The sequence below is a fragment of the Paracoccus benzoatiresistens genome, from assembly GCF_026913015.1.
Classification (GTDB): Bacteria; Pseudomonadota; Alphaproteobacteria; order Rhodobacterales; family Rhodobacteraceae; genus Paracoccus; species Paracoccus benzoatiresistens.
Map to the genome: position 1 here is coordinate 264,913 of NZ_JAPTYD010000002.1, position 18,909 is coordinate 283,821.

Here is an 18,909-nt window from a genome sequence, read left to right on the forward strand (position 1 = left end):
TTGATCGCCCGAAGGCGCCATTTTTGAGTACTCATTCCAATCATTACTCACCAATTGATCCACCAGCCGGTGGAGATCACGGCTCACTACACAGGCAGATATTAACAAACATTTCGATTTCGTGATCGAAAATGTGTGCCAGGCACGAAACGCGTAGGCAATTTCGAACAGCCGATTGAATTTTAATTAAAAGATTTGGCTATTTTTCTGGTTTTCGACTGGGGCGCGCTGGTGGGCGGGCTTTTCGCTGCCTGGCAGGACCTTTTTGAAAAAGAGTCCTGTCGTTACCCCACCGAATCAGTGGGTTTCCTTCCAATGCCCAAGCCGGCGGACAGCCCGCCGGCCTTGCTGTTACGGATGCTGGCGGCTGCGGCAGCGGACACTCAACTTGCAATGGTGGCAGGGCCGCAGCCAGGCGACATCCGCAGCCGACCTCCCTGGCTCCTGGCCCAAGGCCGCCGGAGACCGGCAAGCAGTTTCGTTCAGCCGCCTGCACGGCCTTGGCTAATGCAGGCCGAACCGGCCCATCAGCATCCGGCGCATCCGCACGAAATCGGCCCCGTTGCGGTCGCGCGGGCGCGGCAGGTCCACTGGGATCACTGCCGGGGGCGTGCCGTCGGCGGACAGGACCAGCACCCGGTCGGCCAGGAAGATCGCCTCCTCGAGGTCATGGGTCACCAGGATCATGGTGACGTTCTCCTCGCGCCAGATGCGGGCCAGTTCCTCCTGCATGGTCAGCTTGGTCATCGCGTCCAGCGCGCCAAGCGGTTCGTCCAGCAGCAGGATTTCCGGCTTCACGGTCAGCGCCCGGGCGATGCCCACGCGCTGCGCCATGCCGCCTGACAGCTGGCGGGGCCAGGCCCCCTGGAAGTCGGACAGGCCGACCAGACGGATGTAGTGGCGCGCGCGGTCCTGGGCTGCGGCCCTGGCCATGCCCCTGACCTCCAGCCCGAAGGCCACGTTCTCCAGCACGGTCAACCAGGGCAGCAGGCGGGGTTCCTGGTAGATCACCGCCCGTTCGGTTCCGACGCCCGTGACGGGCTTGCCGTCGATCACGACCTGGCCGCTGTCGGCGACCTCCAACCCTGCCAGCAGGCGCAGAAGCGTGGTCTTGCCGCAGCCCGAGGGGCCGACAATGGCCAGCGCCTCGCCCGCGCGGATGTCCAGCGACAGGCTGCGCAGGACCGGCAGGGGCTGGCCGTTCAGGGTGAAGGACTTGGACAGGTGGCGCAGGGCCACCTGGCCGCGATGGGCGGTGTCCGTGGTCATTTCGCGGCCACCTCCTCGCCCGTGACCAGCAGCACGTCGCTGGCCTTCAGCTTGCCTTCGGGCAGCTTGCCCTCTCGCACCAGCACGTCGATCCAGAACTGGACATCGCGTTCGACGGCAAGCCCGCCGGGACGCACGCCGAAGCCCGCGAAATACTGCGCGACCTCGGGGTTTTCGCCCCGTTCCTGCAGGACGCGGGCCAGGATCTCGCGCGTTTCCTCGGGATGCTCGCGGGCATAGTCCAGGGCACGGGCGGATTGGCGGATGAACTGGTCGGCCGCTTCGGGATGTTCGGCGACCCAGTCCTTGCGCAGCACGGTAAAGCCGCCGGCGATCTCGCCCAGGACATCAGTGTCGTCAAAGATCGCCCGCAGCCCGCCATTCTTGCGCGCGGCGCCTTCAAAGGTGGTCTGCCAGTATCCGAAGGCCGCCACATCGACCTGGCCCGAGCGCAGCACCTGTTCCAGCTGGGGTCCCGGCACGGTCACCAGGTTCGCCGCGTCCTCGGGCAGGCCTTTCGCGTGCAGCGCCTCGCGCACGGTATAGTCCAGATGCGCGCCAAGCGTGTTGACCGCGACGGTCTTGCCGGGGATGTCCTCGACCGATTTGATCGGGCTGTCTTCCAGCACATAGAAGATCGACTGCACCTGGTCGTTGATGCCGTTGGTCGGATAGGCCGCGACGAAGTCGTTGCCGCCGATGATGGAATTCAGCACCGCCGCCGTGGCCGCGCTGCCGATCTCGATCGATCCGCCGGCCAGCGCCATCAGCGATTCCGGCCCGCCCGAGGCATAGCCCGCGCTTTCCAGCACGATGCCGGTGCTTTCAAAATAGCCCAATTCCTGGGCCAGGTCATGGGCGCTGACGCCGCCGTGGCTGGGCATATAGCGCATCACCACCTCTTCGGCCCGGGCAGGGGCAGTCAGGGCGGTGGACAGGGCGAGCGAGATCAGGAGGTGTTTCATCGGGTGTTCCCTTGAATGGAGGCGGGGTTCAGTCCAGCGACCAGCGGCACAGCCGCCGTTGCAGCAGGACCAGGACGGCGTTGGCGGCCAGGCCCAGGCTGGCCATCAGGAAGATCGCCGCGAACATCAGCGGGATCTGGAAGTTGTACTGGGCGTTCATGACCTGGAAGCCGATGCCCTTGTTCGCGCCGATCATCTCGGCCGCGATCAGCAGCAGCAGGGCCGTCGTGGCCGACAGGCGCAGCCCCACGAAGATCGCGGGCACCGCGGCGGGCAGCACCACCCGACGGAACACCTGCAAGCGGCCCGCGCCATAGCTTTCGGCCATCTCGATCAGCTTGCGGTCCACCTGCTTGACGCCGCCGATGGTGGCCAGCAGCGTCGGAAACAGCGTGGCCCAGAAGATCACGAAGACCTTGGATGTCTCGCCCAGGCCCAGCAGCAGGATGAAGACCGGATAAAGCGCCAGGGCCGAGGTCTGGCGGAACAGTTGCAGGATCGGGTCCAGCGCGCGCTCGACGGGGCGCAACTGCCCCATCAGCAGGCCCAGGGGGACGCCCAGGGCGGCAGCCGCCCCGAAGGCCAGCCCGGCGCGCTGCAGGCTGATGGCGATATCATCGACCAGGGCGCCGCTGGCGATCCCGGTCCATAGCGCCCCAAGGATCGCGTCCAAGGGCGGCAGGACGGCCGGGCTGATCCAGCCCAGCTTGCCCGAGGTCTGCCACAGCACCAGGAAGGCGATGACCAGGCCATAGCGCGCGAGATACGCGCGGACCGGCGGGGCGGGAAGGCCGCGGGCGCGGCGCGTGGGGGTGTCGAGGTTCTGCAGGGTCATGGCCTTACTCCGCTGCCTGAGCGGCCGCGCGGGCGGCGGCGTGGCGGTTGACCGGGAAGGGCAGGCCCAGGTTCTCGCGCAGGGTGCGGCCCTCGTAGGCGGTGCGGAACAGCCCGCGCCGCTGCAGTTCCGGGATCACCAGATCGACGAAATCCGTCAGGCCCGTGGGCAGCCAGGGCGGCAGGATGTTGAAGCCGTCGGCGGCCTCGCTGGTGAACCATTCCTCCAGCATGTCGGCCACCTGGGTGGCGCTGCCGATGATGGTGTAATGCCCGCGGGCCGAGGCGACCCATTGGTAAAGCTGCCGGATGGAAAAGTTGTTGTCGTCGGCGATCTGGCGGATCAGCGCCTGGCGCGACTTCATTCCCTCGGTCGGCGGCGCGGGCGGCAGGGGGCCGTCGATGTCATAGCCGGTCAGATCCAGCGTGCCCCCGGTCAGGCCGTTCAGCAGCGCGACCCCGTCCTGCGGCAGGATCAGGCTCGTCAGGCGGTCGTATTTCTCGTGCGCCTCGTCCTCAGTCCGGCCCACGAAGGGCGACACGCCGGGCATGATCAGGATGTGCGACGGATCGCGCCCCTGCCCCGCCGCGCGGGCCTTGATGTCGCGATAGAAGTCCTGCGCCGTGTCCAGCCGCTGATGGGCGGTGAAGATCACCTCGGCGGTGGCGGCGGCCAGGCCGCGCCCGTCCTCGGACTGGCCCGCCTGAACGATCACCGGATGGCCCTGCGGGGACCGGGGCACATTCAGCGGCCCCTCGACCTTGAAATGCTCGCCCTTGTGGCGGGTAGCGTGCAGCTTGGCACCGTCGAAGAAAGTGCCGCTGTCCTTGTCGCGGATGAAGATGTCATCCTCGAAACTGTCCCACAGCGCCTTCACGACGGCCACATGCTCGGCCGCGCGGCGATAGCGGGCGGCATGCGGATGCTGGTTGTCCAGGTTGAAGTTCCGCGCCGCGGCCTCGGTCGCGGTCGTGACCACGTTCCAGCCCGCGCGTCCACCCGAGATCAGGTCCAGCGAGGCGAACTTGCGCGCGGTGTTGAACGGCTCCTCATAGGTGGTCGAGGCGGTGGCGATGAAGCCGAGGTTCTCCGTCAGCGGCGCCAGGGCCGCGAACAGGGACACGGGCTCGAACCCTGCGACACGGGCGGGGCCGCCCTCGGACAGTCCGCCGGTCGATGTGGCCAGCCCGTCGGCCAGGAAATAGGCATCGAACAGGCCGCGCTCGGCCTCGCGCGCCAGCTGGACGTGGAAGTCGAAATTCACCGCGCCATCGGCGGGCTGGTCGGGGTGGCGCCAGCTTGCGATATGCTGGCCGCCGCCGGGAAGAAAGGCGCCAAGGCGGATCTTGCGGGTCATGGGTTTCTCCTCGTTCAGGCTGCGGTCAGGGCGGTGCTGGCGCGGAAGCACAGCACCTTGTGGTGCAGAAGCAGCACCTTGATCGAGTTCTGGGTCTCGGCCGGCAGGTCGGCCGACAGGGGGATGTTGCGGATCTCGGCCCCGATGCGCGGGGTGACGGGCAGCACGTCGGCTGCGGGGACTGCGGCAAAACTCTCGTGGCGCGTCATGGCGCTTCCTTTCGGGGGATCAGGCGGCGGCCGACAGGGCGGGGTTCTCGCGCGGGATGAAGGGCGCGAACTGGTCGATGGCGCGGTCCAGGCGGTCCAGCAGCGCGGGGGATGCGGGGATCCCGTCCTGGAAATCGCCCGCGCCCGCATAAACGCCGGTGGAGAGCGTCGCGGCCTCGAAGAAGCCCATCAGCGGGCGCAGCTGATGTTCGATGACCAGGGCATGGCGATCCCCGCCGCCCGTCGCGGTCAGCAGCACCGGCTTGTGGCGCAGCGCCTCGGGGTCGATCAGGTCGAACAGGTGCTTGAACAGGCCGGGATAGCTGCCCTTGTAGACAGGCGCCCCCAGGATCAGCGCATCGGCGCTGACCAGCGACTGCACGATGCCCAGCGGCAGGGGATCCAGATCCTCCAGCCGGCCTGCCCCGCCAAGCGATGGTTGCAGATCCGCCAGGTCATAGCTGGCGCCGATGACATCAAACCGGCGGGTCAGCTTGTCCAGCGCCAGATCGACCAGGGCACGCGTCTTCGAGGGGGCGGAAAGGCTGCCAGAAAAGGCAACAATGCGGAAGGCCATGCACATCTCCTATTAACGACTTATATGGTCGTGTTTTAGGGGACAGTGGTCCTCCAGGCGATTCCAAAGGTCCGGGCAGATTTGGAACGTGCTGCCTGCCGCAACGGGCTGGACAGGAAATTTGCTTCTGTCGGGGTCAGGCATCTGGCGCGCAAGCCCGCGGCACAGGCTTGATTCGCGAGCGGCCTCAGGCGGCGGGGGCGACCCGGCGGATGGCGGCGCGCGCCAGGGCATCCAGAAGATAGCCCAGGATGCCGATCACCAGCACCGTCGCGATCAGCTGGTCATAGGCCAGCCGGTCGCGGGTATCGAGGATGAAATAGCCAAGCCCCGCCTGCACGCCCAGCATCTCGGCCGGGACCAGAACGATCCAGGTGATGCCGATGGCCAGCCGCAATCCGGTCAGCACCTGGGGCAGGACGCCGGGCAGGATGACGCGGCTGAGCGTTTCCCAGCGGGTGGCGGCAAGGCTGCGGGACAGCAGCAGCCATTGCGGGTCCAGCTGGCGCACGCCCGCGGCGGTGTTCAGCAGGATCGGCCAGACGGCGGCGAAGGCCAGCAGGAAATAGATCGGCGCGTCGCCCACGCCAAAGACCATCACTGCGACCGGCATCCAGGACAGCGGAGAGATCATGCGCAGGAACTGGAAGACGGGCGTGGTCGCGGCCTCGGCCAGACGCGAGGCGCCGACCAGCAGGCCCAGCGGCACGCCGGCCAGCAGCGCGGCGGCAAGACCGACAAGGACACGCCGCAGGCTTTGGCCGACATGCACCCACAGATCGGGGCCCGCCAGCAGGCCAGCCAGCGCCGGAAAGGTGCGCGAGGGGGAAAAGCGCCGGGCAAAGCTGGTGTCGCCCGCGATCACGTCGGTCGCGAACCACCACGCCAGAAGCAGCAACCCGATGCCGGCCATGCCCAGCACCGCACCGGCCAGCCGGGACGGGCCGCGCGCCTTGTCGCCCGCGGGTCTGCTCACGCCTCGACGACCTCTTGCCGGGTCCAGCCCTCGGGCAGGCCGAAGGCGGGCAAGCCGCCGATCCCCTGCAGGGCCTTCTTGACAAAGCTGTCATCGACCAGGTCGGTCGCGACAAAGGCCGGGTCGAGATCGTCCAGGAAGCCGCGCTCACCCGCGACCTCGGTGTCCTTCAGCATCCGCACCAGCTCCTCGGTATACGACGGGAAGGGATAGGGCTGGAAGGCGATGCGCTTGTCCTGCCAGTCGGGATGGCGGATCGCGCCGGACGCGGCATAGCCCGCAAGGTCGGCCTCGGACGGCGTCAGGACGCGGGACAGGATCTCGGGGGAATGGGGGGTATATTTCTGCGCATCGGCGGACGACAGAAGCTGCGCGGTTTCTGCCCGGTTGTCGCGGGTCCAGAGTTGCGCCTTGACCATGGCGTTAACGACCTTTTGCGACCATTCCGGGCGGTTGGCCAGATGGTCCTCATGCATGAAGACCAGGCAGCAGGCGTGATCCTTCCACACGTCGCCGGTAAAGCGCAGCACCTTGCCGATGCCGTTGATCTCGGCCGCGGCGTTGAAAGGTTCGGCCACGATATAGCCCGCGATCTGGCCCGCAGCCAGCGCCGGCACCATGTCGGCGGGCGACATCAGGGACAGCGCCACCTGGTTGGCGGCAGGGGTGCCGCTTGTCACGATCTCCAGCCCGTTTTCGCGCAGCAGGCGTTGCAGGACGACGTTGTGGATCGAATACCAGTAGGGGATCGCCACCGTTCTGCCGCCCAGATCGGCGACCGAGTTGATGTCGTTCGCCGCCGTCAGGGCAGACCCCGAGGTGTGGTTCCAGGCCACCACCTTGGCAGGCGTCTGGCTGCCATAGCGCGCCCAGACGGTGATGGGCGACAGCAGGTGGACGACATTGACCTGGCCCGCAAGGAAGGCCTCGACGATCTGGGACCAGCCGCGGAACATCACGGGCTTCTCGACGGCCAGTCCCTCGGCCTCGAAGAAGCCCTTGCCGTGGGCGACCAGCAGGGGCGTGGCGTCCGTGATCGGCAGATAGCCGATCCGGACCGGCTCGTCGGGATCCTGGGCGCGGGCGGCGCGGGCGTTCAGGAAGGGCAGCGCCCCCGAGGCCGTCAGAAGCGCCGACAGGCGCATGATGTCGCGGCGGGAAAACAGGCTGTCCTCGGTCGGCATGATAGGCTCCTTCAATGGCGGCGGGTCGCGCGGCGCAGCGCGCCGACGATGTCGATGCGGATGCGGCCAAGCTCGGCCAGGTGATCCTCGCGCGGGCGGGGCAGGTCAAGGCGCCATTCGCCGATGGTACCCGCCGGGCTGCCGCCCAGCAGGACGATGCGGTCCGACACCAGCAGCGCCTCGTCGATGTCATGGGTGACCAGCACGGCTGCGGTCTGGTAATCGGCCACGACCTTGATCAGCAGGTCCTGCATCATGGCCCGCGTGACCTCGTCCAGCGCGCCGAAGGGTTCGTCCAGCAGCAGCACCTGCGGCTGGCGGGCCAGGCATCGGGCCAAGGCGGCGCGCTGCGCCATGCCGCCGGACAGGGCGGCGGGGCGCAGGTGGCGGGCGTGGTCCAGCCCGACCTCGGCAATGGCGCGGTCGATCCGGTCCCGGCGTTCGTCGGGCGACAAGTGAGGCTGGCGCCTGAAATCCAGCCCGAAGGCGACATTGCGTTCCAGATCCAGCCAGGGCAGCAGGCCAGGTTGCTGGAAGGCCATGGCAAGGCGGGGATGGACGCCCGCCAGGGGCGTCCCCTCCATCTCGATCCGACCGGCGTCGGGCGGCTGCAGCCCGGCCAGCACGCGCAGCAGGCTGGACTTGCCGACGCCGCTTGGTCCCAGGATGGAAACGATCTCTCCGGGCGCAAGCTCCAGGTCGAAGCCTTCCAGCACGGGTGCGGTTGCCCCCGGATAGCGCAGCGCCACGCCTGCGGCGCGCAGCACGGGCCGGGCATCGGGGGTGGTCATGCGGCCTTGCTCGCGGCGGCCAGGATCGTGCGCAACTGCACGGTGCTGGGCGTGATGACCGGGATAAAGGCCGCCTCGCGCCAGCGGCGGGCGAAACCCTGGCCCGGACCCTGCAGATAGCAGCGCCCGCCGCCCGCCTGCAGTTCCAGGGCCACGGCCTCGAACACGATGTCGGACAGGGCGATGCGCAGCTCGAACAGCGCGGCGGGGCGGGACACAAAGGCGCCCGAGCCAAGGCCCGCATCCAGCGAGGCCGTGACCTGGTCCAGCCGCGCCTGCAGCGCCGCCACCGGGGCGGCCAGCACGGCGCGCCCTGCCCCGCCCGCGGCCCCGGCCTCGGCCAGGGATCGGCGGGCAAGGCCGATCGCCATGCCGCATTGCAGGGCGATGAAGACGGGACGCACGCCGGGCAGCCATTCGGGGGCGTTCGCCGCGATGATCCGGTCGCGGCCGATGCGGGCGCCGTCGATCCGCACCGCTGCGGTATCGGACGAGCGCATGGCCATCAACGACAGATCCGCGCTGCGCCGAACGCCGGGATCGTCATGGGCAAGCGCCACGATCATTGCGGGGCCGCCATCGGCGGGATCGGCGGCGGCGGCCACGAAAAAGCCCTGCCCCCGCAGGTTCGTGACCCAGGGCAGCATGCCGTCGATGACAAGATCCTCGCCCTCGGGCCGGGCCGTCATCTGCAGCGGCTCGAGTCCAGCGAGGAACTTCATGACGTTCGACAGGCCCGAGGCCCCGGCCACCCGCCCCGCCAGCAGATCGGGCAAAAGCCGGTCGCGCAGGGCATTGTTCGGGGTCTGGACCATGAATTCGACGAAACAGCGATGGCCCCACAGCATGAAGGCCGCAGCCAGCGACTCCCGGGCCACGGCGGCAACCGCCTGGACCGCGTCCATGACCGTGCCCCCCTGGCCGCCCAGGTCCCCCGGCACGCCGATCCGCACCAAGCCCGCATCCGCCAGGCGCGGCAGGATCAGGGCTGCAGGCACGTCGCCGCTGTCGATCCCCTCGGCCTCGGCGGCAAGCCATCCGGCCAGATCCTGCGGCAGGGCCTGCGTCATTGGGCAGGCACCGCCGGGCGCCATTCATAGGCGGAAAGCTCCGGGTTCAGCGCAGGCTGGCCCAGGTTGTTGGCGAAATTGCACAGGGTCGCCAGGCTGACGCCCAGCACGACCTCGAGCGCGGCCTGATCGTCGAAGCCGGCCTGCTTGAAGGCGGCCAGTTCGGCGTTCGACACCGCCCCGCGCGATGCGATCACCGCCTTGGTGAAGCGCGCCACCGCGTCCAGCCGGGCATCGGGCACCGTCGTTCCGTCCCGCAGGGCGCCGACAACGGCGTCCTCAAGCCGCGCCTTCTTGTCGGCGATCGCGCTGTGGCCCGCCACGCAGAACCCGCAGCCATGGATCGCCGCCGCCGTGATCTGCACAGCCTCGCGCTCGGCAAGCGTCAGCGAGGCGCGGCCGTTGATCTCGGACACGGTCTGATAGGTTTCCAGGGCGACCGGCGCATTGGCCAGAAGGCGCACCAGGTTGGGCAGGAAGCCGTTGTTCTTCTGCGCCGCCTCAAGGCGCGGCTGCGCGGCCTCGGGGGCATCCTCGATCGAACGCAAGGGAAGTCTGCTCATGGCCTTCTCCGTCGGGGCTGGTTTCCTGTCGCGCGCGACCTTAGCCGGTCAGATCCTGACCGCAACCCCGCGCGGCCCGTCCTTCCGGAAGAAGGGACAGACCTTTTGCCGGCCCCGCTGCGGACAGAACTTTTTCCTGTCCGCTCAGGCCTTCGCAACCGGGGCAGCCTCGGCGCGAAAGCCGTGCATTCCCTTGAACCATTGCAGGGCAACGAACATCCCCTTGACCGGGGGCAGCATGGCCAGCGACAGCACCACGCTGGCCATGCCCAGCACCACGGCGATCATGGTGGGCCGGTCGCCCAGCAGGTCGAACATCACCGGCAGCGAAAAGCCGATCAGGTGGGCCACGATCAGGATCACGACATAGGCGGGACCGTCGTCCGCCCGCTGCGGCGTCAGATCAAGTCCGCAGCAACCGCATTGCGGCGCGACCTTCAGGTAGCTGGAAAACATCCGCCCCTCGCCGCAGCGGGGGCATCTGAGACGCGCGCCGCGCAGAAGCGCAGGCTTCATGCTGTCGCCATGCTGCTGGATGATCTGGAGGGTTTTCGACATCGTGATGGGGGTCCTGTTTGCGTTGCACCGCTTCCGTGCCTCCGGGATATAGGGGACTGGCGGCAAAATTGAAGCGGCATTGAATGCATGAACGGCAGTAATTGCCTGCATCAGGATGGGACAAATCGCCTCAGCCCATCCAGCCACCCTCCGACAGGGAGTTGGCCATGAACAGCAGGCTTGCCTGCAACTCGCTGCGACTGATCGCGCCCCCCAGGCAGACGCGGACATGCTCGCCCGCCTCGCCCGCCACCGTGAACGCGTCCGAGGGCATCAGCCCGACACGCCGTCCCGCCATGCGCCCCATCAACTCGGCCCGGCTTGAGCCTTCCGGCAGGGCCAGCCAGATGTTGAAGGCCTCGGGATCGGACCGGAACTCTAAACCCGAGAGAATCTCGGCGGCGATCTTCTGGCGCGCCGCGCTTTCGCTGCGCAGGAAATGGCGGATGCGGTCGGCCGTCCCGTCCTCTATCCAGCGGGTCGCCAGGGCGGCGCAGATGGGCGAGGGCATGACCGAGATCGCCCGCAGCGCCTGGCCCAGGGCAAGCGCGCAGCGGGCGTCGGGGGCCACCACATAGGCCAGCCGCAGCCCTGCCCCGATGCATTTGGACAGCCCGCCGACATGCCATGTCAGATCCGGCGCCAGCACCGCCAGGGGCGGAGGCGGCGCGCCGGGGACAAAGCCATAGGCATCATCCTCGATCAGCGGCAGGCGGTGGCGGGCCAGGACAGCGGCGATCTGCGCGCGCCGCGCCTGCGGGATCGTCAGGGTGGTGGGATTGTGCACCGTCGGGTTGAGATACAGCGCCTTGGGGCTGTCCCGGCGGATCACCTCCTCCAAGGCCTCGGGGATGATGCCATCACCGTCCATCGGAACGCCGACAAGCCGCAGGTTCAGCCGTGCGGCAATGGCGCGCAGGCCGGGATAGGTGACGGCCTCGCACAGCACGGTGTCACCCGCGCGCGCCAGGATGGACAAGATGGCCGTCATGGCAGCATGGGCGCCCGGCGTGACCGCCACGCGGTCGAGGCCCGGGCGCATGCCGCGCCCGGCCAGCCAGGACAGGGCCGCGGCCTTGTCGCAGTCGCTGCCGGTGGCGGACTGATAGCGCAGCAGGGCCGTCAGGTTGGCCGAGACCGTGCGCAGCCCGTCGCCCATCCGCTCCAGAAGCTCCTTGTCCGCGGGCTCGGGCGGCATGTTCATCGACAGATCCTCGTCCCGGCAGCGCCGGGGATCGGGGACCTCGGACGCCGGGGCAGCCGCGCGCACGAAGGTGCCCCGGCCGACATGGCTTTCGACAAGGTTGCGCGCCGCGGCCTCGGCATAGGCGCGGCTGACGGTGGTGAAGTCGATCCCCAGGCGTCCGGCCAGCCTGCGCTGCGGCGGCAGCCTGTCACCAGCGCCCAGTTCGCCGGCCCGGATCGCGGCCCCGATCGCATCCGCGATCTGCAGGTAGCGCGGCTTGCCGCTGTCGACCAGCGACGGCACCCAGTCCTTCACGTGGCGTCTCGCTTGCAGAAGATGACGCGCATCGGCGCGATTGTTGCACATTGTATGGATTCGTGGCCGAAATGCAAGGAGCAGGCAATCCAGTCAGGCCTTGTCAGGCCTGTGCCAGAGCCGCGCGATTTGTGGAATTGTTGTTCCTTTGTTCTTCCCGTAGGATATCCGTCCTGAGTGACATTCGCTTCAGGCAAGTCACCCTGTCAGCCCGAACGGAAATGCGCCGTCTGATCTCGACCCTCTTCTATCTGTTCAGATACGCCGTCCTTTCCGCCACAGTGATCGTGATCTGCGGCTTTCTGATGGCGACCTTCGCCGGGAACGGGATGGTGACCGAACAAACCCGGGCGCCGGCAGTCGCGGGCATCATCGCGGCCGCGCTGCTGCTGCCCGCGCTCCTGCTGCGCCAGAGAACATCGGCGCGGCGCACGGGAAGGCGCCGCCCGAAGAAAACCCCTGCGCGGCGGGCCGCGTTCTGTCCCAAGGACGGTCACGCCTTCGAGCAATGGGTCGCCGGCAGGCTGGAACTGCATGGCTGGCGCGCCGATGTCACGGCGGGATCGGGCGACCAGGGCATCGACATCATCGCCCGGCGCGACGGCAGGAAGATCGGGATCCAGTGCAAGCGCTATGACGGTCCCGTCGGCAACAAGGCGGTGCAGGAAGCTTTTTCCGGCCGCGCCTATCATCGCGTCGACATAGCCGTGGTGATCACCACCGGCCATTACACGCAAAGCGCCAAGGCCCTGTCCCACCGCACCGGCGTGCATCTGCTGCATGTCAAGGACATCCCGCGCCTGCGCCGGCTGACCTGACGAATGCCCGGCCGGCCTTTCAGCCGTGGCTGCGGCGGATGCCCGCGTTGAAGCGGGCGATCTCTCGGGCTTCGGGTTCGCGCCCCGCATAGATCTTGACATACATGGGAATGCGTTCCAGCCGGGTTCCTATGTCCTCGCTGGCCTGCATCGAGATATAGCCGATCTGGACCAGATAGATGGTCCGAGCGCGGATGTCGGCCTCCATCGGCTCGTGGCCCCAGCGTGCCAGCATCCGGGTCAGCGCGGCCAGGCGGGCTTCGTCCGCCGCCTTGACACGCGCCGCCACGTCCTCGTCCTGCAAGGCCCAGCTGCGCACGGCGAATTCCAGGCGCGCATCGAAGACATCGGCCGACAGGAAGCAGGCCAGCACGTTCAGCATCGCCTCGGGCAGGGTTTCGGCATATTGGGTGGTGGCCGCGACCAGGGGCCTTGTGGTTCGCGCCTCCCAGCCCTCGATCAGCGCGGCCAGCAGCGCCTCGCGGTCCTGGAAGAACCAGTAGAAGCTGGTGCGCGACAGCTTCAGCCGCTTGGCCAGAGGCAGGATCTTCACCGCGTCGATGCCACCCTCGATCAGCGCCTGATAACCGGCCTCGAGCCAGCCCTCGCGCGATCCGCGCCATCCGCTTTCCGGTGCTTCCGCCTGATCCATCCGCTTTCGATAAGCGCTTGCGCCTTTGCCCGCAAGCCAAGCGTGCAGGAAAGTCTGCAAAACGTTCATCAGTGACTTCATACTTGACATAGGTGAACATTCTGGCAAGTATTCCCCCGCACCGTCCACCCTTGCAGGCAGGCCATGTCGAACGATCCCCTTCTCCAGCCGTTCCAGCTGAAGCACCTGACGCTTCGCAACCGGATCATGATCACCAGCCATGAACCGGCCTATCCCGAGGATGGAATGCCCAAGGATCGCTACCGCGCGTATCACGTCGAACGTGCCAGGGCGGGCGTGGCGCTGACCATGACCGCGGGGTCGGCCTCCGTGGCGCGCGACAGCCCCCCGGTCTTCAACAACATCCTGGCCTGGAAGGACGAGGTGGTGGGCTGGATGAGGAAGCTTGCCGACGAATGCCACGACCACGGCTGCGCGGTGATGATCCAGCTGACGCATCTGGGCCGGCGCACCCGCTGGGACAAGGCCGACTGGCTGCCGGTCGTATCCCCCAGCCATGAACGAGAGGCCGCGCACCGGTCCTTTCCGAAGAAGCTGGAGGACTGGGACATCGCCCGCATCATCGGCGATTACGTCGATGCCGCCGAACGGATGAAGGCCGCAGGCCTGGACGGGATCGAGTTGCAGGCCTATGGCCACCTGATGGACCAGTTCTGGTCGCCGCTGACCAACGCCCTGGACGGCCCCTATGGCGGCGATCTCGACAACCGGCTGCGCTTCACCTTCGACATCCTGCGGGGCATCCGGGAACGCTGCGGCAATGATTTCATCGTCGGCGTGCGCTATACCGGCGACGAAGATCTGCCGGGCGGCATCACCGCCGCCGACGGGCTGGCGATCTCTCAGAAGTTGAAGGACAGCGGCCTTGTGGACTTCCTGAACGTGGTCCGAGGCCATATCGACACGGATGCGGGCCTAACTGACGTGATCCCCGTCCAGGGAATGCGCAACGCGCCGCACCTGGAATTCGCGGGCGCGATCCGGCGGGCCACGAACTTCCCGACATTCCACGCAGCCAAGATCCCGGACGTGCCGACCGCGCGCCATGCCATCGCCGCGGGGCTTCTGGACATGGTCGGCATGACCCGCGCCCACATGGCCGACCCGCATCTGGTCAGGAAGATCGTCGAAGGGCGCGAGGACGACATCCGGCCCTGCGTCGGCGCCAACTATTGCCTGGACCGGATCTATCAGGGCGGCATGGCCTTCTGCCTGCACAACGCGGCAACAGGGCGCGAGGAAACCATGCCCCACGCGATCCCGCCCGCGCCCCGGAAGAAGCGCGTCACGGTTGTCGGCGCCGGCCCCGCGGGCATGGAGGCCGCCCGCGTCGCGGCCGAGCGCGGCCATGCCGTGACCGTCTTCGAGGCCGCAGACCGGCCCGGCGGCCAGATCCGCCTGACCGCCCTGCATGAACGCCGGCGCGAGATGATCTCGATCATCGCCTGGCGCCAGGCCATGTGCGAGAAGCACGGCGTTTCCTTCCGCTTCAACACCTTCGCCGAGGCCGGGGACGTGCTGGCCACCGATCCCGACGAGGTGATCATCGCCACGGGTGGCCTGCCGCATACCGAGGTTCTGTCAGCCGGCAACGACCTGGTGGTCTCGGCCTGGGACATCCTGTCCGGCGACGTGAAGCCCGGCACCAACGTGCTGATCTATGACGATGCGGGCGACCATGCCGCGCTGCAGGCTGCCGATCTTGTCGCCGCGACCGGCGCCAGGGTCGAGATCGCGACCCCCGACCGGGCCTTCTCGCCCGAGGTGATGGCCATGAACCTGGTCCCCTACATGCGCAGCCTGCAGAAGCTGGACACCACCTTCACGGTCACCTGGCGGCTGCAAGCGGTCAGCCGCGAAGGCAACCAGCTGCGCGCCACCCTGGGCAGCGACTATGGCTCGATGACCCGCGACCGGATCGTCGATCAGGTGGTCGTCAACCACGGTACCCGGCCGCTCGACGAGCTTTACTTCGACCTCAAGCCGCTGTCGTCCAATGGAGGGGAGGTCGATTACGAGGCGCTGACCACCAGCGGGATGCAAGACGTGCGCAAGACCGACGGCAGCTTCCGCCTGTTCCGCATCGGCGATGCCGTAGCGGCGCGGAACACCCATGCCGCGATCTATGATGCGCTGCGGCTGGTCAAGGATTTGTAGGAAAGGCATCCCGCGACAATGCAATCGTCGCGGTCTGGCGGATGGAAGATCGCCGCGACATCACGTCATGGCCGGGGCTTGAACATGGGGGCGGTGCGGATCCGGTCGTGGTCGCGCACGAACAGCGCGCACCATGCGGCCACCGGCAGATGAGGCAGCAAAAGGTCTTTCCCACGGCATTCTCGCCGCCGCCTGCGCCGATGCTCGAAGCGCAGCGGTAACGACGAAGGGGCCACGGATGGCCCCTCCGTCCAGGCGTCAATCCTGATAGATCGGGAAGCGGTCGCACATCGCCTTGACCTGGGACCGGACCTCGGCTTCGATGGCGGCGTCGCCTTCGGCATTCTGCCCAAGCGCGCGCAGCACGCACAGGATCATCTGGCCGATCTGGCGGAACTCGGCCTCGCCGAAGCCGCGGGTGGTTCCGGCCGAACTGCCCAGGCGGATGCCCGAGGTCACGAAGGGCTTTTCCGGGTCGAAGGGAATCGCGTTCTTGTTGCAGGTCAGGCCTGCGCGTTCCAGCGCGATCTCGGCCGCCTTGCCGGTCACGCCCAAGGGGCGCAGGTCGCACAGCACCATGTGGCAATCGGTGCCGCCCGACACGATGCCGACGCCGCCTTCGGTCAGCGTGTCGGACAGGGCACGGGCATTGGCCACCACATTGCGGGCATAGTCCTTGAACGACGGCTGCAGCGCCTCGCCGAAGGCCACGGCCTTGGCGGCGATCACATGCATCAGCGGGCCGCCCTGGTTGCCGGGGAACACGGCCGAATTCAGCTTCTTTGCCAAGTCATCGTCATTGGTCAGGATGACGCCGCCGCGCGGGCCGCGCAGGGTCTTGTGCGTGGTCGAGGTCACGACATGGGCGTGGGGTACCGGGTTCGGATATTCGCCCGCCGCGATCAGGCCCGCGTAATGGGCCATGTCCACCATCAGCCAGGCGCCGACTTCATCCGCGATGGCGCGGAAGGCGGCAAAGTCGAGCCTGCGCGGATAGGCGGATGCGCCCGCCACGATCAGCTTCGGACGTTCGGCCAGCGCCTTGTCGCGGACCTTCGCCATGTCGATCAGGTGGCTGTCGGGCTCGACCTTGTAGGAGACCACCTCGAACCACTTGCCCGACATGGTCACGGGCGAGCCATGCGTCAGGTGCCCGCCATGGGCCAGCGACAGCCCCATGATCTTGTCGCCGGGGGCCAGCAGGGCCAGGAACACCGCCTGGTTGGCCTGCGCGCCCGAATGGGGCTGCACGTTCACATGCGCCGCACCGAACAGCTGCTTCAGGCGGTCGCGGGCGATGTCCTCGACCTCGTCCACGAACTCGCAGCCGCCGTAATAGCGCTTGCCGGGATAGCCCTCGGCATATTTGTTCGTCAGGACCGAGCCCTGGGCGATCAGCACGTCGCGCGAGACGATGTTCTCGGAGGCGATCAGTTCGATCTGGTCCTGCTGGCGGGTCAGTTCGCGGGCGATGGCGCCGGCCACGGCATCGTCCGTCAGCCCGGCGGTCTTGGTATCAAGCATCTGTCATCTCCCTTTGGGGGGTTTGAAACGGCTGCGACGGTTCTACAACCTTGCCGCGCGCGCCGGCGGGATCCATGCGTCACCGGACCTGCATGTTCACGTCACAAGGGCGCGTGGCGGCGTGCAGTCCAGGATCGCGGGACGGCTGGCTGAACGCCACGGCCTCGGCTAGTCTCCGGACGCTGCAACGAACCTGTCCCTCGACCGTTAACAGGCTCCTGTTTCCAGACCTGATGAAAGGCAACACATGACCATTCTCGCCTATGGCACGCCCGCTGCCGACCAGCCGCTGGACCGCATGGAGATCACCCGCCGCGAGGTCGGCCCCCATGACGTGCGGATCGAGATCGTTTATTGCGGCATCTGCCATTCCGACCTCCACCAGGTGCGCAGCGAATGGGCGGGCACGCTTTACCCCTGCGTGCCCGGCCACGAGATCGTGGGCCGCGTCGCCGCCGTGGGCGGCCATGTTTCCAGCCATAAGGTCGGCGATCTGGTGGGCGTCGGCTGCATCGTGGACAGCTGCCAGCATTGCGCCGAATGCGACGAAGGGCTGGAGAATTACTGCGACGGGATGGTCGGCACCTATAACGGCCCGACCGAAGACGCGCCCGGCCACACGCTGGGCGGCTATTCCCAGGCCGTCGTCGTCCACGAACGCTATGTCTTGCGGATCACCCATCCCGAGGATCAGCTGGCCGCCGTGGCCCCGCTGCTGTGTGCGGGCATCACGACCTGGTCGCCCCTGCGCCACTGGGGCGCGGGTCCGGGCAAGAAGGTCGGCGTGGTGGGCATCGGCGGGCTTGGCCACATGGGCTTGAAGCTGGCGCATGCCATGGGCGCGCATGTGGTGGCCTTCACCACCTCGGAGGGCAAGCGCCAGGACGCGCTGGACCTGGGCGCCGACGAAGTGGTCGTGTCGCGCAATGCCGAGGAGATGGCGGCGCACGCGCAAAGCTTCGACCTGATCCTGAACACGGTCGCTGCCCCCCATGACCTGGACGCCTTCCTGGCGCTTCTGAAACGCGACGGCACCATGGTGCTGGTGGGCGCGCCCGCGACGCCGCATCCCTCGCCCAATGTGTTCAACCTGATCATGCGCCGCCGCAGCCTCGCGGGCTCGATGATCGGCGGCATTCCCGAAACACAGGAGATGCTGGATTTCTGCGCCCAGCATGGCATCACCGCCGATATCGAGATGATCCGCGCCGACGAGATCGAGCAAGCCTACGAGCGGATGCTGAAGGGCGACGTGAAGTACCGCTTCGTCATGGACATCGCGACCATGGCAGAATGAGCTGCGCAAAGCGGCGGCGGTGATCGCCGCCCTTCCGCCGCCGGCCTGACCGGGCAGGCAAGGCCGGAGCAGAAGTGGCGCGGTCACCCTGCATCTGGTTGCAAGGTAGAGCGGTCGCTCAAAAAACCGAATCACCAGCGGCCGGGAACGCAGCTTCTTCGAGGGGTTAGAGGCCCTGCGCGCCGCGCGTCAGATCACGCGTTTCGGGCGTTTTTCAGCGCCGCCTGCAGCTTCTGGAACGCCGCGAAGCGCGCGTCATGGACCGGGCGGGCTGTGGCGTCGGGGGCGTATTCCGCGGCGGGGCGCGACATGGCGGCCATGGCCTGGCCCATCCCGGCGAAGGTCCCCGCGGCGACCGCGCCCAGGATGGCCGATCCCAGAAGCACCGGCTCGGCCGCCTCGCTGGCCAGCACCGGCTTGCCCGTGCCGTCGGCCAGAAGCTGGCGCACCAGGTCCAGCTGTCCCGCGCCTCCCGAGATCACGATCCGGTCCACCGGGGCGCCGGCCTTGTCCTGGGCCTCGATGATCTGGCGCAGGCCATAGGCGACGCCGCAGAGGCCCGCGACATAGAGCGCCACCAGGCTG

At 67.7% G+C, this 18,909-nt stretch carries 19 protein-coding genes; 3 read left to right on the top strand and 16 right to left on the bottom strand.

From position 1 onward, the window contains the following. Nucleotides 1-504 precede the first annotated feature (504 nt). The 13 genes from OU682_RS03325 to OU682_RS03385 form a co-directional block, all read right to left on the bottom strand. Nucleotides 505-1,269, bottom strand: coding sequence for an ABC transporter ATP-binding protein (locus tag OU682_RS03325; protein WP_268940638.1), 765 nt, complete (start codon nucleotides 1,267-1,269; stop codon nucleotides 505-507). Next, nucleotides 1,266-2,234, bottom strand: a complete 969-nt coding sequence (locus OU682_RS03330; RefSeq protein ID WP_268940639.1) for an ABC transporter substrate-binding protein — start codon at nucleotides 2,232-2,234, stop codon at nucleotides 1,266-1,268. Before OU682_RS03330 ends, OU682_RS03325 begins: the two co-directional genes overlap by 4 nt. A gap of 28 nt (nucleotides 2,235-2,262) precedes the next feature. Beyond that, on the bottom strand, nucleotides 2,263-3,069 hold the full coding sequence (locus OU682_RS03335) for an ABC transporter permease (protein WP_268940640.1): 807 nt from the start codon (nucleotides 3,067-3,069) through the stop codon (nucleotides 2,263-2,265). Between the two features lie 4 nt (nucleotides 3,070-3,073). Continuing rightward, complete coding sequence (locus tag OU682_RS03340) at nucleotides 3,074-4,426, bottom strand: LLM class flavin-dependent oxidoreductase (protein ID WP_268940641.1); 1,353 nt, start codon at nucleotides 4,424-4,426, stop codon at nucleotides 3,074-3,076. 14 nt (nucleotides 4,427-4,440) lie between these two features. Next, nucleotides 4,441-4,635, bottom strand: a complete 195-nt coding sequence (locus tag OU682_RS03345) for a hypothetical protein (RefSeq protein ID WP_268940642.1) — start codon at nucleotides 4,633-4,635, stop codon at nucleotides 4,441-4,443. Nucleotides 4,636-4,654: 19 nt separating this feature from the next. Further along, a complete protein-coding gene (msuE, locus tag OU682_RS03350; RefSeq protein WP_268940643.1) occupies nucleotides 4,655-5,212 on the bottom strand; it encodes an FMN reductase in 558 nt (185 codons plus the stop codon). A gap of 187 nt (nucleotides 5,213-5,399) precedes the next feature. Further along, nucleotides 5,400-6,188 carry an ABC transporter permease gene (locus OU682_RS03355; protein ID WP_268940644.1) on the bottom strand — a complete coding sequence of 263 codons (789 nt, stop codon included), beginning with the start codon at nucleotides 6,186-6,188 and terminating at the stop codon, nucleotides 5,400-5,402. Continuing rightward, on the bottom strand, nucleotides 6,185-7,372 hold the full coding sequence (locus OU682_RS03360) for an ABC transporter substrate-binding protein (RefSeq protein WP_268940645.1): 1,188 nt from the start codon (nucleotides 7,370-7,372) through the stop codon (nucleotides 6,185-6,187). Before OU682_RS03360 ends, OU682_RS03355 begins: the two co-directional genes overlap by 4 nt. An 11-nt stretch (nucleotides 7,373-7,383) precedes the next feature. Then, complete coding sequence (locus tag OU682_RS03365) at nucleotides 7,384-8,163, bottom strand: ABC transporter ATP-binding protein (protein WP_268940646.1); 780 nt, start codon at nucleotides 8,161-8,163, stop codon at nucleotides 7,384-7,386. Further along, nucleotides 8,160-9,233 carry an acyl-CoA dehydrogenase family protein gene (locus OU682_RS03370; RefSeq protein ID WP_268940647.1) on the bottom strand — a complete coding sequence of 358 codons (1,074 nt, stop codon included), beginning with the start codon at nucleotides 9,231-9,233 and terminating at the stop codon, nucleotides 8,160-8,162. The genes OU682_RS03365 and OU682_RS03370 overlap by 4 nt, the downstream gene beginning before the upstream one ends. Next, nucleotides 9,230-9,796 carry a carboxymuconolactone decarboxylase family protein gene (locus OU682_RS03375; RefSeq protein WP_268940648.1) on the bottom strand — a complete coding sequence of 189 codons (567 nt, stop codon included), beginning with the start codon at nucleotides 9,794-9,796 and terminating at the stop codon, nucleotides 9,230-9,232. Before OU682_RS03375 ends, OU682_RS03370 begins: the two co-directional genes overlap by 4 nt. A 144-nt stretch (nucleotides 9,797-9,940) precedes the next feature. Further along, a complete protein-coding gene (locus tag OU682_RS03380) occupies nucleotides 9,941-10,354 on the bottom strand; it encodes a DUF983 domain-containing protein (protein ID WP_268940649.1) in 414 nt (137 codons plus the stop codon). Nucleotides 10,355-10,484: 130 nt separating this feature from the next. Continuing rightward, entirely contained in the window at nucleotides 10,485-11,843 is a 1,359-nt protein-coding gene (locus OU682_RS03385) for an aminotransferase-like domain-containing protein (RefSeq protein WP_503634161.1), read from the bottom strand. A gap of 233 nt (nucleotides 11,844-12,076) precedes the next feature. On the opposite strand from OU682_RS03385, the gene OU682_RS03390 reads away from it, so the two are divergent. Beyond that, on the top strand, nucleotides 12,077-12,673 hold the full coding sequence (locus tag OU682_RS03390) for a restriction endonuclease (protein ID WP_268940651.1): 597 nt from the start codon (nucleotides 12,077-12,079) through the stop codon (nucleotides 12,671-12,673). A gap of 19 nt (nucleotides 12,674-12,692) precedes the next feature. Here OU682_RS03390 and OU682_RS03395 read toward each other — a convergent pair whose 3' ends face one another. Then, entirely contained in the window at nucleotides 12,693-13,325 is a 633-nt protein-coding gene (locus tag OU682_RS03395; protein ID WP_268940671.1) for a TetR/AcrR family transcriptional regulator, read from the bottom strand. Between the two features lie 144 nt (nucleotides 13,326-13,469). Here OU682_RS03395 and hpbA point away from each other — a divergent pair, with 144 nt between their 5' ends. Next, a complete protein-coding gene (gene hpbA, locus OU682_RS03400; protein WP_268940652.1) occupies nucleotides 13,470-15,503 on the top strand; it encodes an N-methyl-L-proline N-demethylase HpbA in 2,034 nt (677 codons plus the stop codon). 258 nt (nucleotides 15,504-15,761) lie between these two features. On the opposite strand, the gene glyA is transcribed toward hpbA, so the two are convergent. Beyond that, nucleotides 15,762-17,027 carry a serine hydroxymethyltransferase gene (gene glyA / locus OU682_RS03405; protein WP_268940653.1) on the bottom strand — a complete coding sequence of 422 codons (1,266 nt, stop codon included), beginning with the start codon at nucleotides 17,025-17,027 and terminating at the stop codon, nucleotides 15,762-15,764. 247 nt (nucleotides 17,028-17,274) lie between these two features. On the opposite strand from glyA, the gene OU682_RS03410 reads away from it, so the two are divergent. Then, on the top strand, nucleotides 17,275-18,324 hold the full coding sequence (locus OU682_RS03410; RefSeq protein WP_268940654.1) for an NAD(P)-dependent alcohol dehydrogenase: 1,050 nt from the start codon (nucleotides 17,275-17,277) through the stop codon (nucleotides 18,322-18,324). Between the two features lie 194 nt (nucleotides 18,325-18,518). On the opposite strand, the gene OU682_RS03415 is transcribed toward OU682_RS03410, so the two are convergent. Further along, a partial coding sequence (locus OU682_RS03415; RefSeq protein WP_268940655.1) for an FGGY-family carbohydrate kinase occupies nucleotides 18,519-18,909 on the bottom strand: 391 nt, incomplete at its 5' end.